The 18,371-nt window shown below is 62.6% G+C and carries 10 protein-coding genes; 5 read left to right on the top strand and 5 right to left on the bottom strand.

Annotated elements, in window-relative coordinates; all coding sequences use genetic code 11:
- Positions 1 to 46: 46 nt before the first annotated feature.
- A complete protein-coding gene (locus ncot_RS11880; RefSeq protein ID WP_168617798.1) occupies positions 47 to 1,546 on the bottom strand; it encodes a hypothetical protein in 1,500 nt (499 codons plus the stop codon).
- Between the two features lie 4 nt (positions 1,547 to 1,550).
- Positions 1,551 to 4,226, bottom strand: coding sequence for a hypothetical protein (locus ncot_RS11875; protein WP_206064951.1), 2,676 nt, complete (start codon positions 4,224 to 4,226; stop codon positions 1,551 to 1,553).
- 100 nt (positions 4,227 to 4,326) lie between these two features.
- Here ncot_RS11875 and ncot_RS11870 point away from each other — a divergent pair, with 100 nt between their 5' ends.
- The 5 genes from ncot_RS11870 to ncot_RS19520 all read left to right on the top strand — a co-directional run bounded on the left by ncot_RS11870 (position 4,327) and on the right by ncot_RS19520 (position 12,056).
- The gene (locus ncot_RS11870; RefSeq protein WP_168617797.1) at positions 4,327 to 9,174 is read left to right on the top strand and encodes a type ISP restriction/modification enzyme; all 4,848 of its coding nucleotides are present in this window, start codon (positions 4,327 to 4,329) and stop codon (positions 9,172 to 9,174) included.
- Positions 9,171 to 10,214: an EcsC family protein gene (locus ncot_RS11865; RefSeq protein ID WP_168617796.1), complete on the top strand. Its 1,044-nt coding sequence runs from the start codon at positions 9,171 to 9,173 to the stop codon at positions 10,212 to 10,214. The genes ncot_RS11870 and ncot_RS11865 overlap by 4 nt, the downstream gene beginning before the upstream one ends.
- A complete protein-coding gene (locus ncot_RS11860; RefSeq protein WP_168617795.1) occupies positions 10,211 to 10,738 on the top strand; it encodes a hypothetical protein in 528 nt (175 codons plus the stop codon). Before ncot_RS11865 ends, ncot_RS11860 begins: the two co-directional genes overlap by 4 nt.
- A gap of 35 nt (positions 10,739 to 10,773) precedes the next feature.
- Complete coding sequence (locus ncot_RS11855) at positions 10,774 to 11,034, top strand: hypothetical protein (RefSeq protein WP_168617794.1); 261 nt, start codon at positions 10,774 to 10,776, stop codon at positions 11,032 to 11,034.
- A gap of 464 nt (positions 11,035 to 11,498) precedes the next feature.
- Positions 11,499 to 12,056 carry a restriction endonuclease gene (locus ncot_RS19520; protein ID WP_206065381.1) on the top strand — a complete coding sequence of 186 codons (558 nt, stop codon included), beginning with the start codon at positions 11,499 to 11,501 and terminating at the stop codon, positions 12,054 to 12,056.
- 21 nt (positions 12,057 to 12,077) lie between these two features.
- Here the strand turns inward: ncot_RS19520 and ncot_RS11845 are convergent, their stop codons facing one another.
- The 3 genes from ncot_RS11845 to ncot_RS11835 are packed head-to-tail and all read right to left on the bottom strand — an operon-like array spanning position 12,078 to position 18,221.
- A complete protein-coding gene (locus ncot_RS11845; RefSeq protein WP_168617793.1) occupies positions 12,078 to 15,257 on the bottom strand; it encodes a DEAD/DEAH box helicase in 3,180 nt (1,059 codons plus the stop codon).
- Positions 15,254 to 17,005: a phospholipase D family protein gene (locus ncot_RS11840; RefSeq protein ID WP_168617792.1), complete on the bottom strand. Its 1,752-nt coding sequence runs from the start codon at positions 17,003 to 17,005 to the stop codon at positions 15,254 to 15,256. The genes ncot_RS11845 and ncot_RS11840 overlap by 4 nt, the downstream gene beginning before the upstream one ends.
- Before the next feature lie 16 nt (positions 17,006 to 17,021).
- A complete protein-coding gene (locus ncot_RS11835; RefSeq protein WP_168617791.1) occupies positions 17,022 to 18,221 on the bottom strand; it encodes a DUF6361 family protein in 1,200 nt (399 codons plus the stop codon).
- Between the last annotated feature and the right edge of the window lie 150 nt (positions 18,222 to 18,371).

The raw sequence follows: 18,371 nt of genomic DNA, 5'->3' as shown, positions 1-18,371 counted from the left end.
ATGCCACCCGAAAAGACCGAAGCCCACGCTGCCGCCGTGCCAACCCTCAGTCGTCTGTGGATACCTTCCACACCCCACGCCTGAACGCACCAAGAATCCGCTGATGCGTCTGGCGTGGGAGGGCTCGTGTCCCGGGCTCACCGAAGGGTGTTCCGGGACGAGCGGGGGAGTCGGCCAGCAGGTCGTCGAGACCAGCACGAGCAATCATCAACAACCCGTGAGTCGCGCGTGTGCAGGTGACCGCAAGCCGACCGAATGCCGAGTTGAACTCATCGAGGCCGGCCGCGCCCGACAGCGGATGGATCGCCACAGTGATGGTGTTGGTCTGCCCTTGCCACTTGTCGACGGTGGAAGCGTGCACGAGTCCGGGAGGCAGTTCCAGATCCGCAGTGATCTGGTCGGCCATCTCCGCGGCGTCATCGACGGCTTGGTTGCGCGTGGCCAGGATGACCACCAGAGGTTTTCCAGTTGCATCGTCTGACGAGTGGGTTATAACGGGTCCAGGAGCACCGGTGTCGTCGTACTTGCGTTCTGTGAAGGTGAAGCCGTCCGTCAGCAGTGAGCGCAGCAGGTCCTCGAGCACGCCGAGCAAGGGTTGGTCGATGTCGGCTGCTTCCGGGTCCTCGAGCCCGTCCACCTCGAGCAAGGTTGGATAGCCACTGGCGACCGAGCCCCATACGTCTGCCGACGCGCCACTCATGGGCGGCAGCTCCATTGAGCGGTCCCCGGGTGCGGCCACGCAGTCGAGTTGGTCCCAGGAGTCGTAGAACGAACGCCACAGACCCAGTTGCTCGCCGGTCGGTCGCCATACAGCGGGCAGGTCGATGGCAAACGTCGTTGACCTGTTCTCGAACTCGGTCGGCCAAGCGCGGTAGGGGTTGTAGCCGGGGTCGCCTCGCCAAGGATTCTGAGTATGGTCGATCGGCGGAAGCTGCCCGACGTCGCCGACTCCTACAGCGATCGGGGCTAGCTTCTCCACCTTGTTGAACAGGTGCAGTGCCATCTCCCACGCCTCGTCGACGAAGAGAACGTCGAATGGGACGTCACCGTTTGCGCCTGCGCCCAGACGATCGAGAAGACGCTTCGGTTCTCCGAATACTCCGAGTTTGTGTGACGTGCCGATCACCAGACTCACACCCTCAGGAATCCCGCTGGTCGAGGTGGCCACCGTGACGTCTGAGAGCACGTTGTCCGGGACCTCATCGACTCGCTTGGCCGAGACGAAGAGACACACCTTCTCCTTGCCCAGCTCCTCGCCGAGTCGCCTCGCGAGTGGGTAGATCTGGCGGTTCTTGAAGGCCGTGACCGCGACCCGGAGGCAATTGGGGTTGGCCAGAGCCTCTTTGACCATCGTCACCAGGGCATAGGACTTGCCCGCGCCGGCCGCCGCTCGCAGCAGGACCTTGTCGTAGTCCTTGACTGCATTGAGGGCCTGCATCAGCGCTTGTGTGGCCTGACCAGCGGCAGCGACGTTTCCCGCAGCCGCAAAAGAGTGGTGTCCGGCACTTGTCACCGACAGAGCAGGTTGGGTGAAGGAGATCGTCATGGGCTCAGTCCACATCGTCCGCCGTCAGGCCTTCAGGGATGGGCACGTCTTCGACCATGTCTGCCGGGTCATCGTCGAGTGCGATGTCAAAGCGGTCTTGGTCGACGATGGGCGGCCAGGTTTCTGGGTTCAGTTCTCCACGCTCGCGTCGCTCCGCGAGCTCGTCGGAGAACTCGGCTTCGCCGGCGGCGTGTGACCGACAGCACCACCGGTGCACATCCGGATCCTGGGCATAGGAATCGGGAGTGCAGGCCTGCTTCGGTGCTGCCTGCTGGTCGAGGCTCGGCCGCTTCACCGCCAGCTCATGGCCCGACCTGAACCCGCCACCGAACCACTCCATGTTGGCCAGCACCAGTTCGTCGTTCACCTTCAGCTGCGGATCAACGCCCGGGTGCCACAGCAGGCCGTCGTCATCGTCAGCTTCGAGTCGACCGATTGACACTTCGCCGAACTTGAAGCTCCCTGCTTGCACTTTCAGGGTCACGTCGTCACTCTCAAAGGAAGCCGTGCCGTTCACGTGCAGGAGCGCGACCTCGACTCCGTCCGTAAGACTCCGGGACGCAACGGACAGGCGGAGTGGCGACGTGGAGATCACGCGCGCTTTGGCCAGGTGGCGCATGCCGGCATCTGCTGCACGGTCGGCGGCATACTCGGCATCAGCGAGTACGGCGAGCTGCTCGCGGCACGTTTCATCGGCGTCGAGCATGTCCACCTGGGCGTTGCGCCAGTAGCGGAAGGTGCGCGAGAAGCGCACGAGGTCGGACGCTTCCAGAGCCAGTCGACGACCCCAGACGACCTGCGCGTCCCCCTCAAGCGTGCGGTGAACGTCGCGGAGTCGCGACTCCGGCAACTCTTCGAGCACGGCGAGCGCTCGACACAAGGTGTCGATGCGGTACTCGAGCTCGTTCGTGACCATCTCGCGATAACGCTCCGGGTCACCCTTGCCGGGTCGACCGGCACGGTGAATCTCGTCCGAGGATGCGTTGGTCAGCCGTGCGCCCGGGCTGTGCGTGCGCGAAGTGATGTCATCCGTCACCGCGCGATGCTCGAGAGGGCTGGTGGCCTCTGCCCACTCGACCAGGTAGTCGAGACGTCCAGCATCGACGGAGGGCCCACCGGGCACCAGATGGGCGGCCAGGACATCGCGCAGGACGATGACCGGCTGGCGCAGGCTGAAAGCACGCGCTCGGTCCTCCTCGAGCAGGAAACTCACCGCGAGACGCGCATCGTCGCTGAGCGGCTCGGGGATCGTGGCCTCCTCACCATCGAAGGTGAGCACGGGGCGTCCCTGCTCGATGTCGCGTTCCCAGCGGATGCGGCTGAGCTCCACACCGGCGAGTGAGTCTGCCATCGTGACGAGCAGGTCTGCGGAGGGCTTGTCGGGCACCACGATGTGTAGCGGCAGATGCCCGGACGAGAGCCCTTCACGGATGGACTTCCCCAGCAGCTCCATCACGGTGTGCCGGGTCTCGGTGGCGTTGGTTCGTTCGAAGCATTCGAACGCCCACTCCTCGTTGCCGGAGCCGTCCAGTCGTTGTACGGCGACCCCGTGGACGCCGAGCGCAGCGGAGTCTGATTTCACGACGAGAACGTTGATGGAGCCTGGTAGACCCGCAGCGTCCAAGCGTCGTCGACCAGTCCAGTGGGGGAGGCCGCTGAGGGTGGCAGTCACATTGGCGACCACTGAGTTCGGTGCGACGCCGATCTCACCTGTGCCGTTGAGCAATCCGATCAACGCCGGCCGGGTCGGCTCCGGAATGCCGAGCTCGATCAGAAGTGACTCGGGATCGGATGAGGTGCGCAACTCGGAGCGGCAGTAGTTGAAGAGGCTGCACGACTGACATGATCGCGGGTCGAAGGTTGCCACGAGGTGGGCCAGATGGCTGGGCAGCTCGACTTCCGCAATCACGTCATCGCCCAACTCCTCCAGCTGAGCCAGTCGTTCCTGCGCTCGGCCGCGGACTTCGCGGCGGTGGTCGGCCAGGTCCTCGACGATTGCTTCGGGGCGCAGGTAGACGTTGCGAGGCACAGCAAGTGCACCGAAGCTGTGAACTTCCATGCCGGACGGCAGACGACTCCAGGCCGCTGCAGACTCCGCGCCCAGAGCAACTTGGAGGAATCCCTTGAGGATGCGTTGATCGTCGATGCGCGAGCGAACCCGTTCGTAGTCCTTCGCATCGCCCATGATCAACCACGAACCGACGACCCGCTCGCCGTCCTTGCGCGCCGCGACGATGGCGAAGTCAGGCTTGATCGCCGTCGCATGGTCCTCACGCTCGAGGCTGAGGAAGGGGACGGCAAGCTTGGTGAGCATGGTTGCCTCACCGGCGTACTCAGCCGCCAGATGAGCCTGAGCCAGCTCCTTGGCGGTAGTGTCCGCCTGCTCGTGCCCGGACCTGATGCGGACGGCAGCGGGGCGATCGAGCTCGAGGAGCCCTACGGCACGCGTCAGCAGCTCAGCGACGAAGGCTTGGTCGTTGACCGCCCGCTCAAAGGCCATAGCTCGCACCCAGCGCGCTTCGGGGATGCCAGCGCTCGTGTCAGGCTTCCCAACCTTCGCGGCCAGGGCACGCCGTGACATGGCGGTCAACAATGGATCGGTGCGGCGGAAGCGCACGCATACGGCGTGCGAGGAAGCGGCGACTGCGCCACTGCCGCCTCCGGCGATCAGAGTTCCCAAGATGCCCCCTTCGCCTCTGACCATATGGCTCAAGACGATGGATGTCACCGAAACGCGGCAAGAGGGAGCGACTGTCACTGCAGTGCGATAGAAACAACACATGGGGTCGACGATCTATGACGTTCTGGACGAGCTGCGCGCAGCCGCCACCTCCGAGTCCGACAAGGGCACACAGTTCGAGAAGTTGGTGCAGGCCTATCTTCGGACTGATCCGGTCTTCGCCGATCAGTACGACGAGGTCTGGATGTGGGGAGAGTGGCCCGGCAATCAGGGGAAACACGACACGGGCATCGATCTCGTCGCGCGTCACCGTTCCACGGGCGACCTGACGGCGATTCAGTGCAAGTTCTTCGCGCCCACGACGACAGTCTCGAAGCCGATGATTGACAGCTTCCTGTCGGCCTCCGGAACCAATGCCTTCGCCGACCGGATCATCGTCTCCACGACCGAGAAGTGGAACTCCAACGCCGAGCAGGCGCTGAAGGACCAGACCAAGCCTGTTCGACGCATCGGCCTGAGCGAGCTCGAGCACTCGCGCGTCGACTGGGGGCTCTTGGATCCGACGAAGATGGTCATCGAGCTGGAGCTCCAGACCAAGAAGAAGCCGCGTCCGCATCAGGCCACGGCGATCGAGAAGGTCACCGCTGGGTTCGGAGAGACCGACCGCGGGCGTCTGATCATGGCGTGCGGCACCGGCAAGACTTTCACCTCACTGCGGCTCGCTGAGCAGAACGTGGGCGCGGGTGGCACGGTGCTGTTCCTGGTCCCCTCCATCTCGCTGCTCTCGCAGACGGTTCGCGAGTGGGTTGCGGAGTCCGAGGTGCCGATCCGCCCGTTGGCGGTCTGTTCGGACGCGAAGTCGACGAAACGTTCGATCAACGACGAGGACATCTCTGCCATCGATCTCGCGCTTCCGGCGACCACGAATGTCGATGTTCTCCGCGCCCGGCTGGACGCCGCTGGGAAGGACACGGATGCGATGACGGTGGTGTTCTCCACCTACCAGTCGATCGATGTGGTCGCCCAGGTTCAACAGGGGCGTGATCCGTTCGACCTGGTCGTGTGCGACGAGGCCCACCGCACCACCGGTACGACGCTTGCCGGTGATGACGAGTCGGCGTTCGTCCGGGTGCACAACGACGACTACCTTCCGGCGACCAAGCGTCTCTACATGACCGCCACACCACGGATCTACGACGACAACTCCCGCGCCAAAGCTGGCCAGGCCAACGCGGTCCTCGCTTCGATGGACGACGAGGACCTCTACGGGCCTGAGTTCCACCGGCTCGGCTTCGGCGAGGCCGTGCGGGCCGACCTGCTGGCCGACTACAAGGTGCTGGTGCTCACCGTCGACGAGGAGGCCGTCGCCCGGACCTTCCAAGCGCAGCTCTCCGACGACAACCACGAGCTCGACCTCGACGATGCCGCCAAGATCGTCGGCTGCTGGAACGGCCTGGCCAAGCGTGGCCGAACCGAGCACGACTTTGCTGCCGACCCCGGGCCGATGAAGCGCGCGGTCGCGTTCGCCGGCAACATCAAGGCGTCGAAGCGCATCGAGGAACTCTTCACCGATGTCACCCGCTACTACGTCGACCAGTCGAACCTCGAGGACAAGAGTGGGGCCTCGCCGCTGAGCTGCACGGTCCGCCACGTCGACGGCACCTTCAACGCACTCGAGCGCAACACCCGCATCGACTGGCTTCAGGACGAGCCGAAGCCCAACCACGCCCGCATCCTGACCAATGCGCGCTGCCTTTCCGAGGGTGTCGACGTGCCAGCCCTCGACGCGGTGATGTTCCTGTCGCCCCGCAAGTCTGTGGTCGACATCGTCCAATCGGTCGGCCGTGTGATGCGCAAAGCGCCCGGCAAGAAGTTCGGCTACATCATCCTGCCAGTCGGCGTCCCGTCCGGGATGTCGCCGGAGGAGGCATTGCGCGACAACAAGAAGTACGCCGCGGTTTGGGAGGTGCTCCAGGCCCTGCGTGCCCACGACGAGCGCTTTGATGCAATGGTCAACCGGATCGATCTGACCTCCAAGCGCGACGACAAGATCAACGTGATCGGCATTGGCGACGGCTGGAACGACGACACGACTCAGGGCACGCTCAACCTCGCCTTCGGCGACCTCGATGCCTGGCGCGACGCGATCTACTCCAAGATCGTCGCCAAGGTCGGCACTCGTCGCTACTGGCAGGACTGGGCCAAGTCGGTCGCCGACATCGCCACCCGCCAGACGACCCGGATCAACGCGTTGCTCTCCGACCCCAACTCGGAGGTGGCGAAGGAGTTCGACGTCTTCCTGAGCGGCCTGCGCGGTAACCTCAACGAGGGAATCAGCCAGACTGACGCCGTCGACATGCTGGCCCAGCACCTGATCACCCGACCGGTCTTCAACGCGCTCTTCGAGGGCTCGCGGTTCCTGGACCACAACCCGGTCGCCAAGGCGATGGAGCGGATGCTCGCCGCGCTCGACGAGCACAACGTCGACGACGAGAACAAGACGCTCGAGAAGTTCTACGAGTCCGTCCGGATGCGCGTGCAGGGAGTCGACACCGCCGAGGGTCGTCAGCGCATCATCATCGAGCTCTACGACACCTTCTTCGCCACCGCGTTCAGGAAGACCGTCGACAAGCTCGGCATCGTCTACACCCCGGTCGAGATCGTCGACTTCATCCTCAAGTCCGCCGACGACGTGATGCGCCAGGAGTTCGGCCAGGGCCTCACCGACGACGGTGTCCACGTCCTCGACGGCTTCACCGGCACCGGCACCTTCATGGTCCGGCTGCTCCAGTCCGGCCTGATCAAGCCCGAGGACCTCGCCCGCAAGTACGCCAACGAGCTGCACGCCAACGAGATCCTGCTGCTGGCCTACTACATCGCCGCGGTCAACATCGAGACCACCTACTACGACGTGATGACCCAGGTCTCGGCGCCCGGCGGCGGCAAGCGGGCGGCCAGGCCGGGGCATGAGTACGTCGAGTTCCCCGGCCTGATCCTCACCGACACCTTCCAGTCCTGGGAGGCCGACGACCGCCAGGACCTTGACGTCTTCCCGGAGAACAACGAGCGGCTCGAGCGGCTCAAGAAGCTGCCGATCACGGTGATCGTGGGCAACCCGCCCTACTCAGTCGGGCAGGACTCCGCCAATGACGACAACGCCAACGAAAGCTATCCAGGGTTGGATGCAGCGATCCGCACCACGTACGCGGCGCGGTCAGCCTCCAAATCGGTGCGGATGCTCTATGACTCGTATGTCCGTGCAATCACATGGGCCACCCTGCGGGTCGGCGACAAAGGGATTATCGCGTTCGTGACCAACGGTGGCTTTCTCGACTCCAACGGTGCTGATGGCATGCGCAAGACCTTGGCAGAGGAGTTCGACGCGATCCACGTCTACAACCTCCGTGGCAACGCGCGGACGGCCGGTGAGCAGCGAAAGAAGGAGGGCGGCACAGTCTTCGACGCCGGTAGCCGCGCGACTGTCGCCGTCACAGTTCTTGTGAAGAACCCGACGTCCGACTCTGTGGATGGGCACGCGACCATTCACTACACCGACATCGGTGACTACCTCACCCGTGAACAGAAACTGGCGATGCTTTCTGATGCCGGGTCCGTGCTAGGACTTCTTCCTCAATCAGTAATCATCAAACCCAACGAGCATGGGGACTGGCTCAACCAGCGGCGCGACGACTTCGGGGTCTTCGCAGCAATCTCCGGCGATGGAGGGCTCTTCGGACTCGCATCACGCGGGCTCACCACGAACAGGGATGCTTGGGTCACCAACTCAGGTCTTGGGAACCTTCGAGAGAGTGTTGAGCTGACCGTTCACACGTACAACTCAGATCTGGGGTTGCGGCACTCCGAGGCGACCAAAGATCCGAGGCGGATCAGCTGGTCGCGGAGACTCATCAGTCGCTTCGAATCCGGAGAGCGGCTAGTGCTGATGGAGACTGGCTTCCGCACAACGACCTATCGGGCCTTCTCCAAAGAGCACACGTACTTCGATCCTCAACTTAATGAGGATCGACGTCAACTACCGCGACTCTTCCCGACCGCAGAGACGCTCAACCAGGGCATCTACCAAGTCGGCGCCGCGTCCGAAGTGCCCTTCTCGGTGTTGATGGTCGACACAATTCCGAATCTGCACGTCACAGGAGCAGGCTCTGGGGGCAGTTTCTTCACGCGGTGGCAATACCAGCCAGTGGCCCAAGACGGCGTCCTCGATCTGGGTGGCGAAGGGGAGGTCGTCGACGGGTACCGCCGCGTCGACAACATCACCGACGAGGCTCTTAGACGTTATGAGGCGGCGTACGGGGGCAAGGTCACCAAGGACGACATCTTTTTCTATGTCTACGGCCTGCTTCACTCGCCGGAGTACCGCGAGACCTACGCCGCTGACCTGAAGAAGATGCTGCCGCGCATCCCGTTGGTCGAGGATCCATGGCCGTTCGTCGAGGCTGGCCGGAAGCTGTCAGAGCTCCACTTGGGCTACGAGTCGGTGACGCCGTACCCGCTCGACGGGCTCGACGTGGAGCCTGATGGGTTCGAGGATCGCAAGCTCGCACCTCGACCAGCGGACTATGACTTCTTCCGGGTCCAGAAGATGGCCTTCCCCAAGGTCCGCGACCCCGAGACCAAGAAGCTTGTCGCCGACAAGACGCGTGTCGTCTACAACTCCCACATCGAGCTGAGCGGCATCCCCGCGGCGGCGTACCGCTACATGCTCGGCTCCCGCTCGGCGGTGGAGTGGATCCTCGACCGCTACCGGGTCAAGACCGACAAGGCCTCCGGCATCGTCAACGACCCCAACGACTGGAGTCGTGAGGTCGAAGATCCCCGCTACATCATCGATCTTCTCGCCCGCATCGTCACGGTGAGCCTCGAGACGACGAAAATCGTCGACAACCTGCCCGCCCTCGCCATCCGAGAGGACCAGAACCCCTTATGAGTGCTTCCCAACAAGACGGTTTCGGCGCGATGTCGTCGTACGAGCAAAAGGCGTGGGATCGAGCGGTGCGCCGTCTCAACGCGCCCCCAACCGAGACCCGAAAGATGTTGAACCGGGCAACCGGGTCGATCTCGAGTGCTGCCGGCAAGGTATGGAAGCGGGTTCCCTTGCACGCCGACATGGAGCAGCAGCTTGAGAAGGCATTAGAAGGCCTTGTCGCCGTGACCCTCGAGCCCGCCATGAAATCAGTCAGTGTGGAGCGTGTAGCCAATCGAGTCGGGACGTCCTTCGCTGATTTTGGAACTTTGGACCTTGAACGTCTCGACCGAGCTTCGCCACGCACTCGTGGCTTCTACACCGTCACTGCCTTGGCCGAAGGCAGCGCCAGTGCCCTTGCGGTGACGGGCGCCACCGTCGCGACCACTGTGTCTGGTGGCACCACGGCGGGCGTTGCTATAGGAGCGGTTGCCGCTGACGTGGCAAGCAGCATTGCGCTTTTGGGGCGCATTGTTGCGGTAGCGGCCGCTGAGTACGGCTACGACGTCCGTATGCCCGACGAAGAAGTGTTCGCGTTGGGGACGATCTCGGTCGGTTCCGCCGGCTCTCCAGCCGCTAAGGTGGCCGCTCTCACGTCACTGTCGCGGCTCACCCAGCAGATGATGCGGAAGGCGACATGGGCACAACTCAACCAGAACGGTCTGGTGAAGTTGATCGACGCCATATTCAAGGCGCTCGGCCTAAGGCTGACCCACCAGAAGCTGGGACAGGCGGTGCCATTCGCCGGGGTTCTGATCAATGGTGGATTGTCGGCGCAGATGGCGGATCACACCTACCGAAGCGCACGTGATGTGTATCGCCTCCGGTTTCTTTCCGACAAGTACGGCATTGACCCGGAATCCTGGGTCACCGTCGCTGAAACGCTGGCCGATGACGTAGTCCTAGGTGCGGCTCTAGATGACATCGAACTGATATCCAACGACGAGAACGATGATGATGAATCCGGGGAAGGTGACGAGCAGCGGGAAGGCGACGAGCTATGACGAATAATGAAGCCCTCGACCCGAACCGGCATTCGGTTTCCCTTGAGCAGATGCTGGAGCACAGGTTCCTAGCCGACCTCACTGCGCAAATGTGGTTTGGTCGTGGGCAATTGGTTGATGTTCTTTCATCCAAGGTTGACGCCTTCGGGTATGACTTGGTGCTCGAAACGTCGGAGCAAGTTCGGCACGTACAGCTCAAGACCAAACGCCAGGGCGGCAAAACCGGGTATCAGAAAGTGAGCACGTTGTTGACGCAGCGGCCAGCAGGGTGCGTCATAGTGATTGGCTGGCAATCCTTAGGCGAAAGCCCTTGGTTGGAGATCAGTTATCAGTGGTTCGGATCCGGCCCGGGAGAGGCCATACCCGAACTCGGCGATCGGGTCGCCAAGCATGCGAAAGGGAATGCGAGCGGCACCAAGCTCGAACGTGCGGGGATTCGTGAAGTGGCGATGGGCCGCTTCGCCAGGGTTGAGTCGATAGGCGAACTGTGCGACCTGCTATTTGGCCCGATCGCAGCAGAATAGACCGTTATTTTCATCTCGTGAGGAGGGCTCAATTCATGGCCGGCCACAATCCAAATCCCATTCGTATCGACGTCCCTGACGACAACCGTGTTGTCTTCGGCAATGATGGGCGACTGTTCATGGACATGGGATACATGATCGACATGCTTGATGATTTTGTCGGCAATGTCGAAAAAGGTGCAGGTTTCAACCACAACAGCAGTGACAAGGATTTCGCAGAAGGGGCACGAATGGTCGTAAGTCTCCTTGTTGCTTCCCGCGACGAGATCTCGATCGAGGATTCGTATCTCAATTAACCGATCGCACATTCGCCGCGGCGCGCTATGTGCGGTCCGCTAGTGCGATAGATGCATGACGGTGCGGCAGGACTGCCCGTCCGCCACCACACAGAGGAGCTGGTGATGTCGGCACCGACCTGGCATCAATACATGGCACCTTCGTTGCAAGTGCTGCTTGATGGTGAGATCCACCGAGCACGAAGCCTTGTGGAAGGCGCTGCGGAGCTGCTCGAGCTCACCCAGGAACAGCGACGGATTCTCGTCCGTCAGATCAGGAGCAGTGGGTCAATCGTGGCGACTGGGCCTTATCCTAGTCGCGCGGTCGTTGGCGACCCAACGCACGAGCCGGGGGCATGCCCGGATCACCAACGTGGGAAGGAAGTTGCTCGCTGATCATCCGGACGGCATCACGGAGCGTCATCTGCGTGCACTGTCCGGGGGTGTGAACGCGCCGCACACGTTTAAGGCATTTCCGAGTCACGCTGAGTCGACTTCCGTCGCGGCTCCGGAGATCGAGACCGCGTTGGATCCCCCAGGAACAGATCGAAGGTGGAATCGCACGCATTCATGCCGATGTTGCAGACCAGCTGCTGACCCGCATCCATGAGCAGGAGCCAGCCTTCTTCGAGCAGGCCGTGCTCGATCTGCTCATTGCCATGGGATACGGCGGAGCTGAGGGCAGGGCGGCGCGCACCCAACTGTCGGACGACGGGGGTATCGACGGAGTCGTCGACCAAGACGCACTCGGACTAAGTCGGATCTATGTCCAGGCAAATCGCTACGCCCCTGATTCATCCGTCCGCCGACCCGAGATCCAGGCATTTGTTGGTGCTCTGCAGGAGAACCAAGCGAATCAAGGTGTTTTCATCACCTCTGGACGGTTCAGTTCAGGTGCACGCGACTATTCAACAAACCTGTCCACCCGCGTGGTTCTGATCGACGACACCAGGCTGGCGGCGCTGATGATCCGCTATGGCGTGGGGGTGCAAGTGAAGCGCACTGTGCAGATCGTTGAGGTCGACGAGGACTTCTTCGAGTAGGGGAGATACAACCTCGTCTCATCACGGCGCGAGATCAATCTTGAACTCCTTCAGCGCTTCGGGATCAGCGTCAAGTCCGCGTCTGCGGAGCACATCGAGCACGTCCTCCTGACGCGGTTGCCCAAAAGTCAACCGGTAAAGCGCGACGTCACGCTTCATTAGGTCGTACCGCTCGAGGTCTGTACTGAAGGCGAACGGGGCGATGTGTCGTTCGATTCTGTGGGGTCCGGGATAGACCCAACCAGGCGAGAAGTCCCCGAGTTCCTCTTGATGATCCTTCGCCAGCTCATACAGCTGATCCCACGGATGCATGGCAGTCTGCGAGAGGGCGACGCGTCCGTGTGCGTACGCAACGTTCTTCCGGACGGCGTGGCCGCGGTAGCGATCGACCCGTCCCTCGCGCTGTTCGAAGTCGACCGGGTTCGGCGGCGTATTCCAGTGGAACACCGCGTGACACCACCAGTGGAAGTCGATGCCTTCCTGCCCGACCGACGTTGACGCAAGCACGAATGGCCAGAAGGGGCTGTTGAACGCACGTCGCACTTCGGGTTGACGAGCGTCCTCGGCGTCTTGTTGTCGCCCGCCATATCGGAGGGCGAACCGGGCGGCAAACGACAGACCTTCGGTGAGATTCCCGGCGTCCAACGCGCGGAGGGTTGGTGACCTCAGGCTGACGGCTTCGGCGACCTCATGTGCGACCTCGAGCAGCAACTCATCCGTCGCCGCCCCCGAGGCACGGTCGGAATACAACTGATGGACATACTCGTCCAAGACCGCCTCGAGGTTGCCCATCGCGATGTAGCGGAGCACCTTGCGCCAATACGGCATCTCCGCCGGGCCACCCAGACGTTCAACGAGTTGGATGGCATCGGGTCGGTTGAACAAGGAACGGAGCCCGTTGGCCAGGGTCGCCGCGGACTTGAAGAGGCCCCAATCAGTCACATCTGCGCTGTCACAAACGAGCCGGTTCATGGCACGCCAAGCGACGTTTGCGGGGGAGTAGAGGGCGATCTCGGCCAGCACCTCGAGGGCTTCATCGTCGAGACGGGCATTTCCCTCGCCCAGCGCAGTGCGCGCAGCCCGTATGTGATGCGCGAGACCATTCGGGATATCTCCGGGTTCAGCCGGCTCGCCTTGGTTCTCAACTTCGGTGCGGGTTCCGACCAACGCCTGCGCCAGATCGTGGTCTGACCGTTCCGGCCAGGAATCCGACCATGAGAATGCGGTGCGCCAGATACGGTCCTGCGGCTCACTCCCACCTGCGTCAGGGTGCGGGGTCCCGAGTGGTGCCTGGTTGGCATGCTCGGCAACGGCGGTCCTGGCAAAAGCCAGTGCCTCGTCCGGGGGCAGCGGCCCGCCACCGTTCGCGGCAACCCAGACAATTGGGTCGGCCTTCCCAGCGAGGCCGGGTAACGGCCAGTGACACAGGAAGGCTGCCATCTGCTTCGGCTTGCCGTCGGCAGCCGCTGTGTACTGGAGGCGACGGGCGATGTTCTTTCTGACGTCTGATGTGTATGCCGTGTAGTGCTGGCTGCCCTCCACGGCACGACGTTCTGCCTCATAGCTCAGGATGCTCGCGACCGACGAGGGCGTCGCGGTCCAAGATGAGAAGACGAGCCGCTTGGTCATTTCTCGGGCGAACTCGTCCGCGAACGGGCCCGAAGGTTCGACGTACATCAAGGACGGCGGCAGCCAGAGCAGCTGCCACCAACCTTGGTCAACCGTGTCCGAGGCGAGGACGCGCATCCGTGCGTTGCCGGGCTCAAGCTCCTCGAAACGTTCCAGCGACCTGCCACTGATGTGGTGGGAGTCCTTGAGCAGCCCCGCGAGCTCGGGGGTCTTTTCGGCGTCACGCAGCCGGCGCCCGAGCTGGTAACCGTCGGCAAAGGTGAGGAAGTACGGCGCCGACTTCCAGTATTCAGCAGTGACTAGCCCGTGATCACGCGACTGTCGGACTGCGTCGGCCACGCGGTGCATGGTTGCGAAGTCCGTCAGGTCGGCCGCACGCAGATCCGAGGCGCTCACCACCCGCTCGACTGTCATTCCCTCGTTGGGCAGCGAGGGACGCTCAGCACGCGACATCAACTTGAGCAGGTGCTCGCGCAGGTTGGCAGGTATGTCGCTGACCATGTCGCCGCTCAAGAGCGCGGAGCGGTAGTTCCGGAGACCAGCGCGGATGTCATCGACGCTGACGTCCTCGCGACCCTTCGCTAGGAACTCGAGAGTCCTGAAGAGATCCTTGGCGTGGTCCTCGCCATCCTCCCCGGCGAAGGTAAACGGCTTGTACGGGGTAGCGGACAGGAGCAGCACCTTGGCTGCGTCGTACTCAAAGAGGTGGTGGGCAAGTTCTCCGGCGGGGTTGTTCTCCGACAGTAGGTGCCGGAAGCGTTGGAACTCGTCGAGGATCACCAGATCTGGCTCGAGCGTGTGCACGCTCGCAGCCGCCAATGCGGCGCGTAGCTCACGGACCAGGTCGATGGCTGAGCGTCGCAGCTCCTTGGGAATCGAGTGTCGTCGACCCATCTCGGCGACCAAGGTTTCATAACGGCCGCCCAGGCCAGGGTCTCCACCGACGGCGAGCACCTTGCCGAATTCGCCAAGGATCACCGGGTCAATGCCGTCATCCCCGAGGTCGTGACGCAGCCAGTTGAGTTGTCGCTCGAAGTTCTCCAGCGTTGCAACTCCACCTTGGAACAAGAGCTTCGTGGCGCGTCGTTGGTGGCCGTCCAATTGGTAAAGCTCCATGAGCGCGATGGCAATCATGGCGCGTTCACGGGCCTGCCCGAGGCTCTGACCCATGTCGAATGACGTGCCCGGAGTGAACGAAATGAGGTTGACTCCGCCGCCCTCATCTTTCGAGCGGTTGAGGCGACGACTGTGCTCACCGAGCAGCGTCAGGCGGCTCGAGAACGGGATCTCTCCCTGCCCTGTGACGTTCAGCCGGCGGATGTTCTGCCGGGCGAGGTCGCTGTTGGCGCACACGTAGACGACATCGATGCGCGGAATAGAATCCTGCAGTTCTTCGATGGCACGCGCTATGACTCCCTGCGCGACGCGCGTCTTCCCTAGTCCAGTCTCGTCGGCAACGAGGAAACGGTTGGCGTCTGCGGCCCCGTAGAACTGTGTCATCACGTGCTCGACCGAGCGTCGCTGAAACTTGGTGAGGTCGCGCAGCCACGGCGTTGCGTCGTAGCGGCTCATGCCAACTCCTTGTTCGCGGTGGCTGCGTCTCGAACGACACTCCAGAACTCGCTGAATCCCTCCGGGAGCGCCTTCCGGCCAGCCTCGGTTCCCTCGAGACGGGCGACGAGGGCGTCCAGATCGGCCAACGCCTCGGGGCGGGTCGCGAGGGCGCCGAGCACCATCTCGAGAACGCCGCTTCCGCCTTCCCCGAACGGACTGGCGCCGCCGGTTCCGGTAGATCGTGTGGACGCACGGTCGACCAGTGCGGCCGGTTTCCCCAGGCTGAGCAGGAAGAAGAGGAACCTGAGGAACTTGTCAGGGCTGTCCATCTGTCTGGCCAGGACTACGTCGAGTCGATCCTTGGGCTCGTTGATGAGTGCAGCAACGACGACCGTGGACGCCAACAAACCTGTCGGCGACACCACTCGGATGGCCAGAAACGGCGTGATGTCAGGAGTGGGAACCGCGGGCACGACAGTGTCGAGGGCTACGCCGGGTCCTACCGGCGCTCCGTGCTCGGGCAGAGTCAGCAATTCGACGGTGGCGTGCCAACCGGGTTCGAGACTGAACGGTTTCTCGGAGGTCAGGTGCAGATCGTGAGTGTCATCCGTGCCGGAGCTGATCACCTCAACGGAGAAGGTCATGCCGGCCACACGACGCACGGCGTTTTCGAGTTCGCGTTGGAGGGCGTCTTCGGCCTCATCGACCTCTGCCTCGGTCGGTTGATAGGGCTCAGTCATCGCCATGAAGGTGCCGTCATCGCCCAAGAATCGTTCGATGCCGAAGTGGTTCTTGTGTCCGCGGATCTCGACCAAGAATTCGGTGTTGTTGGTGAAGGCGGCGCCTGTCGCATTGGCTGAGCCGATGAACACGTGAGACTTCGACCAGTTCTGGGATTGCTCGACTACATACATCTTCGCGTGCAACTGACCGCCGAGTCGTGACCCCTCGACTTCCTGTGACACGGCCAGTTCGTCGAGGACTCGTGCTTTGAGGCGACTGGTGGTGACAGTTTCGAGCTTCTCGAGTTCTTCAGCCCGGGACAGAATTTGAATCTCCCCTTTGGGTCGAATGCGACTGAGGCCGGCGGCGTCCACGAAGGGGGAGACAACGAGGTGGCGGGCTCCGCTGAAGTCAGTCGACCTCTTGCGATTGGGATTCAGGTAGTGCAGCACCGCCTGCTCGGCGCTGGGCGGCAGCTCCCAGACAATGCGCCCTGCCTCGTCGGCCAGTTCGGAGATCGCCTTCCGGCGGGCGCCGCTCAGCGAAGGAGTCGCACGGTCCGGCAGGCTCACCAGGAAGTCACGCAACGCTGCGCTCGCCGGCTGGGTCTTCTTTGCGATGCTCTCGGAGTCGAGACGCACCGCCAGATCCCACGACGAGTCCATGGTCAGGTTGCGGGTCAACACCAAGAGTCGGTACGACGGCGGGCCTGCGTCATCGACATACCGAATGAACCAAACCTTCGGGTGGAAGAGCCCATGGCTCGAGGGAGGACGCACAGGGTGCACCATCGGTTCGAGAAATGCGAGGAGATCGGGTGACTTTTCGGGAACACCGATCGCGCCGGCCTGACAGAAAACGTCGATTCGATCTGCCGTGCTGCGGATCGACTCGAGTGTTGCGATCGGGTCGGATGTGCCACTCGCAAGGTGGAACCCGGTGAAGGCGAGCGCGGGCAACAGTGTCGCAGTCAGGTCCAGGGCGAAGGTCGTCGCAACCGCGCGATCGAACTTGGCTCCATTAGGTGGTGCCAGCTGGTCCATCAGCAGGGTTCGTGAGTCAGGCGCCAGCACGGTCGAGCCCGTTCTGAATGTCGTTGACGATGGTCTTTACGGTGCCCCATCGGTACGTGAGACGGCCTGTGCCTGACTCCCCGGACCAAGCCGCAAGCATCTTCTCGTTCTTGAGCCTGGACTGGGCACCCTTGCGTTTTTCGCGCTCCTCGACCAGGGCGCGGAGCACAGAATCGTCTGCGGTGTCGGTGGCCGTGCGAAGCCCATTGACCCAACTGTTCACGAACTCCTGAGCACGACGCTGGATATTGGGGTTAGAACCCTTCGTGATCACCCACATCCGTTCCAGGTCCCAGGTCCGCAGAGCGCCTTCGCTCGTTGCGCGCAGTTCCTGATGCCATTCGGTCAACCGTTCGCGAAACTCGGCCGGCCGGTCCGAGTCGTCTTCAGCCAATCCGTGCTCCTGGAAACGTTCCGCGATCAACAGGTTGTAGAGGAGCGCGGCGCCCTGCATGACGCTGCTGAACATCCGGGCGTGGTGGAGTTCCTCAAACTTTGACTCTGAGACGGCGTACCAAGGGGCGAGTGAATCTTGAGCAATAGGTTGATCCTGCTCAAGGAGGTGTGCGAGCACAGTGTCCTGAGTTGAGGTGACGATGCGTTCCTTGAGCCAACTTGCCTCCTCGGCTGTCATGGCGAAGGCTTCCTCAACCCGGTCGGGGAAGCCCTGTGGAGCAGGGGGAACCGTTCGATTCCACTCTGCGGGAGAGCGCTGCGTGAGCTCGGTAGCACCCTCCGCCCCGGAGGAGGGCAGCGTGAGGGCACCGATGCTGCCCCTGTGCTCGCGGACGCCGTATCGGAGCATGCCGGTCCAATAAATGTCGGACGGCAGGTTGCGCACGTTGACACCGGCTCGAGCACCGATCAGCCCAGCCTTGTCTTGGGAGCTTGATCCGTGCAGGGCCTTGATCAAAGCCCTTTCGTTTGCGCGCCCCTTTGTCCGATGTGTTGGGCCGGCCTGTCGAGTCACGTTGTTCGCCATGTAGCACCAAGGAATGAAGAGGTAGTAGCGCGCTCGAGTCTGCAGCACGGAAGTGCCGGGGAAGAGGAGATCGCTGAACGCATCGCGAATCGGTCCGATTCCCAATTCGTCGCGGCTCTCCTTGTCGTTGAACATGGCGATGAGTTCGCGGGCTGCCTTCTGCTCTGCCGGTGTTGAGTCCAGCCAAGCAATCAGTGACGGCATCGTCCCTCGTTCCGTAGCGGGTCGGTACAACGTTGACCATAGGGCAGAGTGGTGTGAGACCACAGGGGGTCATTCCTCGTGGCCAATCTCCGCGGAGTTGCTGCTCTTCGCCGAAAGCGGATCACGTACGCGTAAATCGGGCACAATGGC

Origin of the sequence: Nocardioides sp. JQ2195, assembly GCF_012272695.1 — a bacterium.
In the GTDB taxonomy this organism is placed as follows: Bacteria; Actinomycetota; Actinomycetes; order Propionibacteriales; family Nocardioidaceae; genus Nocardioides.
The sequence above is the reverse complement of the archived record's forward strand: the minus strand, read 5'-3'. Positions and strand labels throughout refer to the sequence as shown.

Bases quoted from the DNA above. Each gene is read 5' to 3' on its own strand.
- ncot_RS11880 (WP_168617798.1), bottom strand. From the start codon at position 1,546: ATGACGATCTCCTTCACCCAACCTGCTCTGTCGGTGACAAGTGCCGGA.
- ncot_RS11870 (WP_168617797.1), top strand. From the start codon at position 4,327: ATGGGGTCGACGATCTATGACGTTCTGGACGAGCTGCGCGCAGCCGCC.
- ncot_RS11865 (WP_168617796.1), top strand. From the start codon at position 9,171: ATGAGTGCTTCCCAACAAGACGGTTTCGGCGCGATGTCGTCGTACGAG.
- ncot_RS11860 (WP_168617795.1), top strand. From the start codon at position 10,211: ATGACGAATAATGAAGCCCTCGACCCGAACCGGCATTCGGTTTCCCTT.
- ncot_RS11855 (WP_168617794.1), top strand. From the start codon at position 10,774: ATGGCCGGCCACAATCCAAATCCCATTCGTATCGACGTCCCTGACGAC.
- ncot_RS11845 (WP_168617793.1), bottom strand. From the start codon at position 15,257: ATGAGCCGCTACGACGCAACGCCGTGGCTGCGCGACCTCACCAAGTTT.
- ncot_RS11840 (WP_168617792.1), bottom strand. From the start codon at position 17,005: ATGGACCAGCTGGCACCACCTAATGGAGCCAAGTTCGATCGCGCGGTT.
- ncot_RS11835 (WP_168617791.1), bottom strand. From the start codon at position 18,221: ATGCCGTCACTGATTGCTTGGCTGGACTCAACACCGGCAGAGCAGAAG.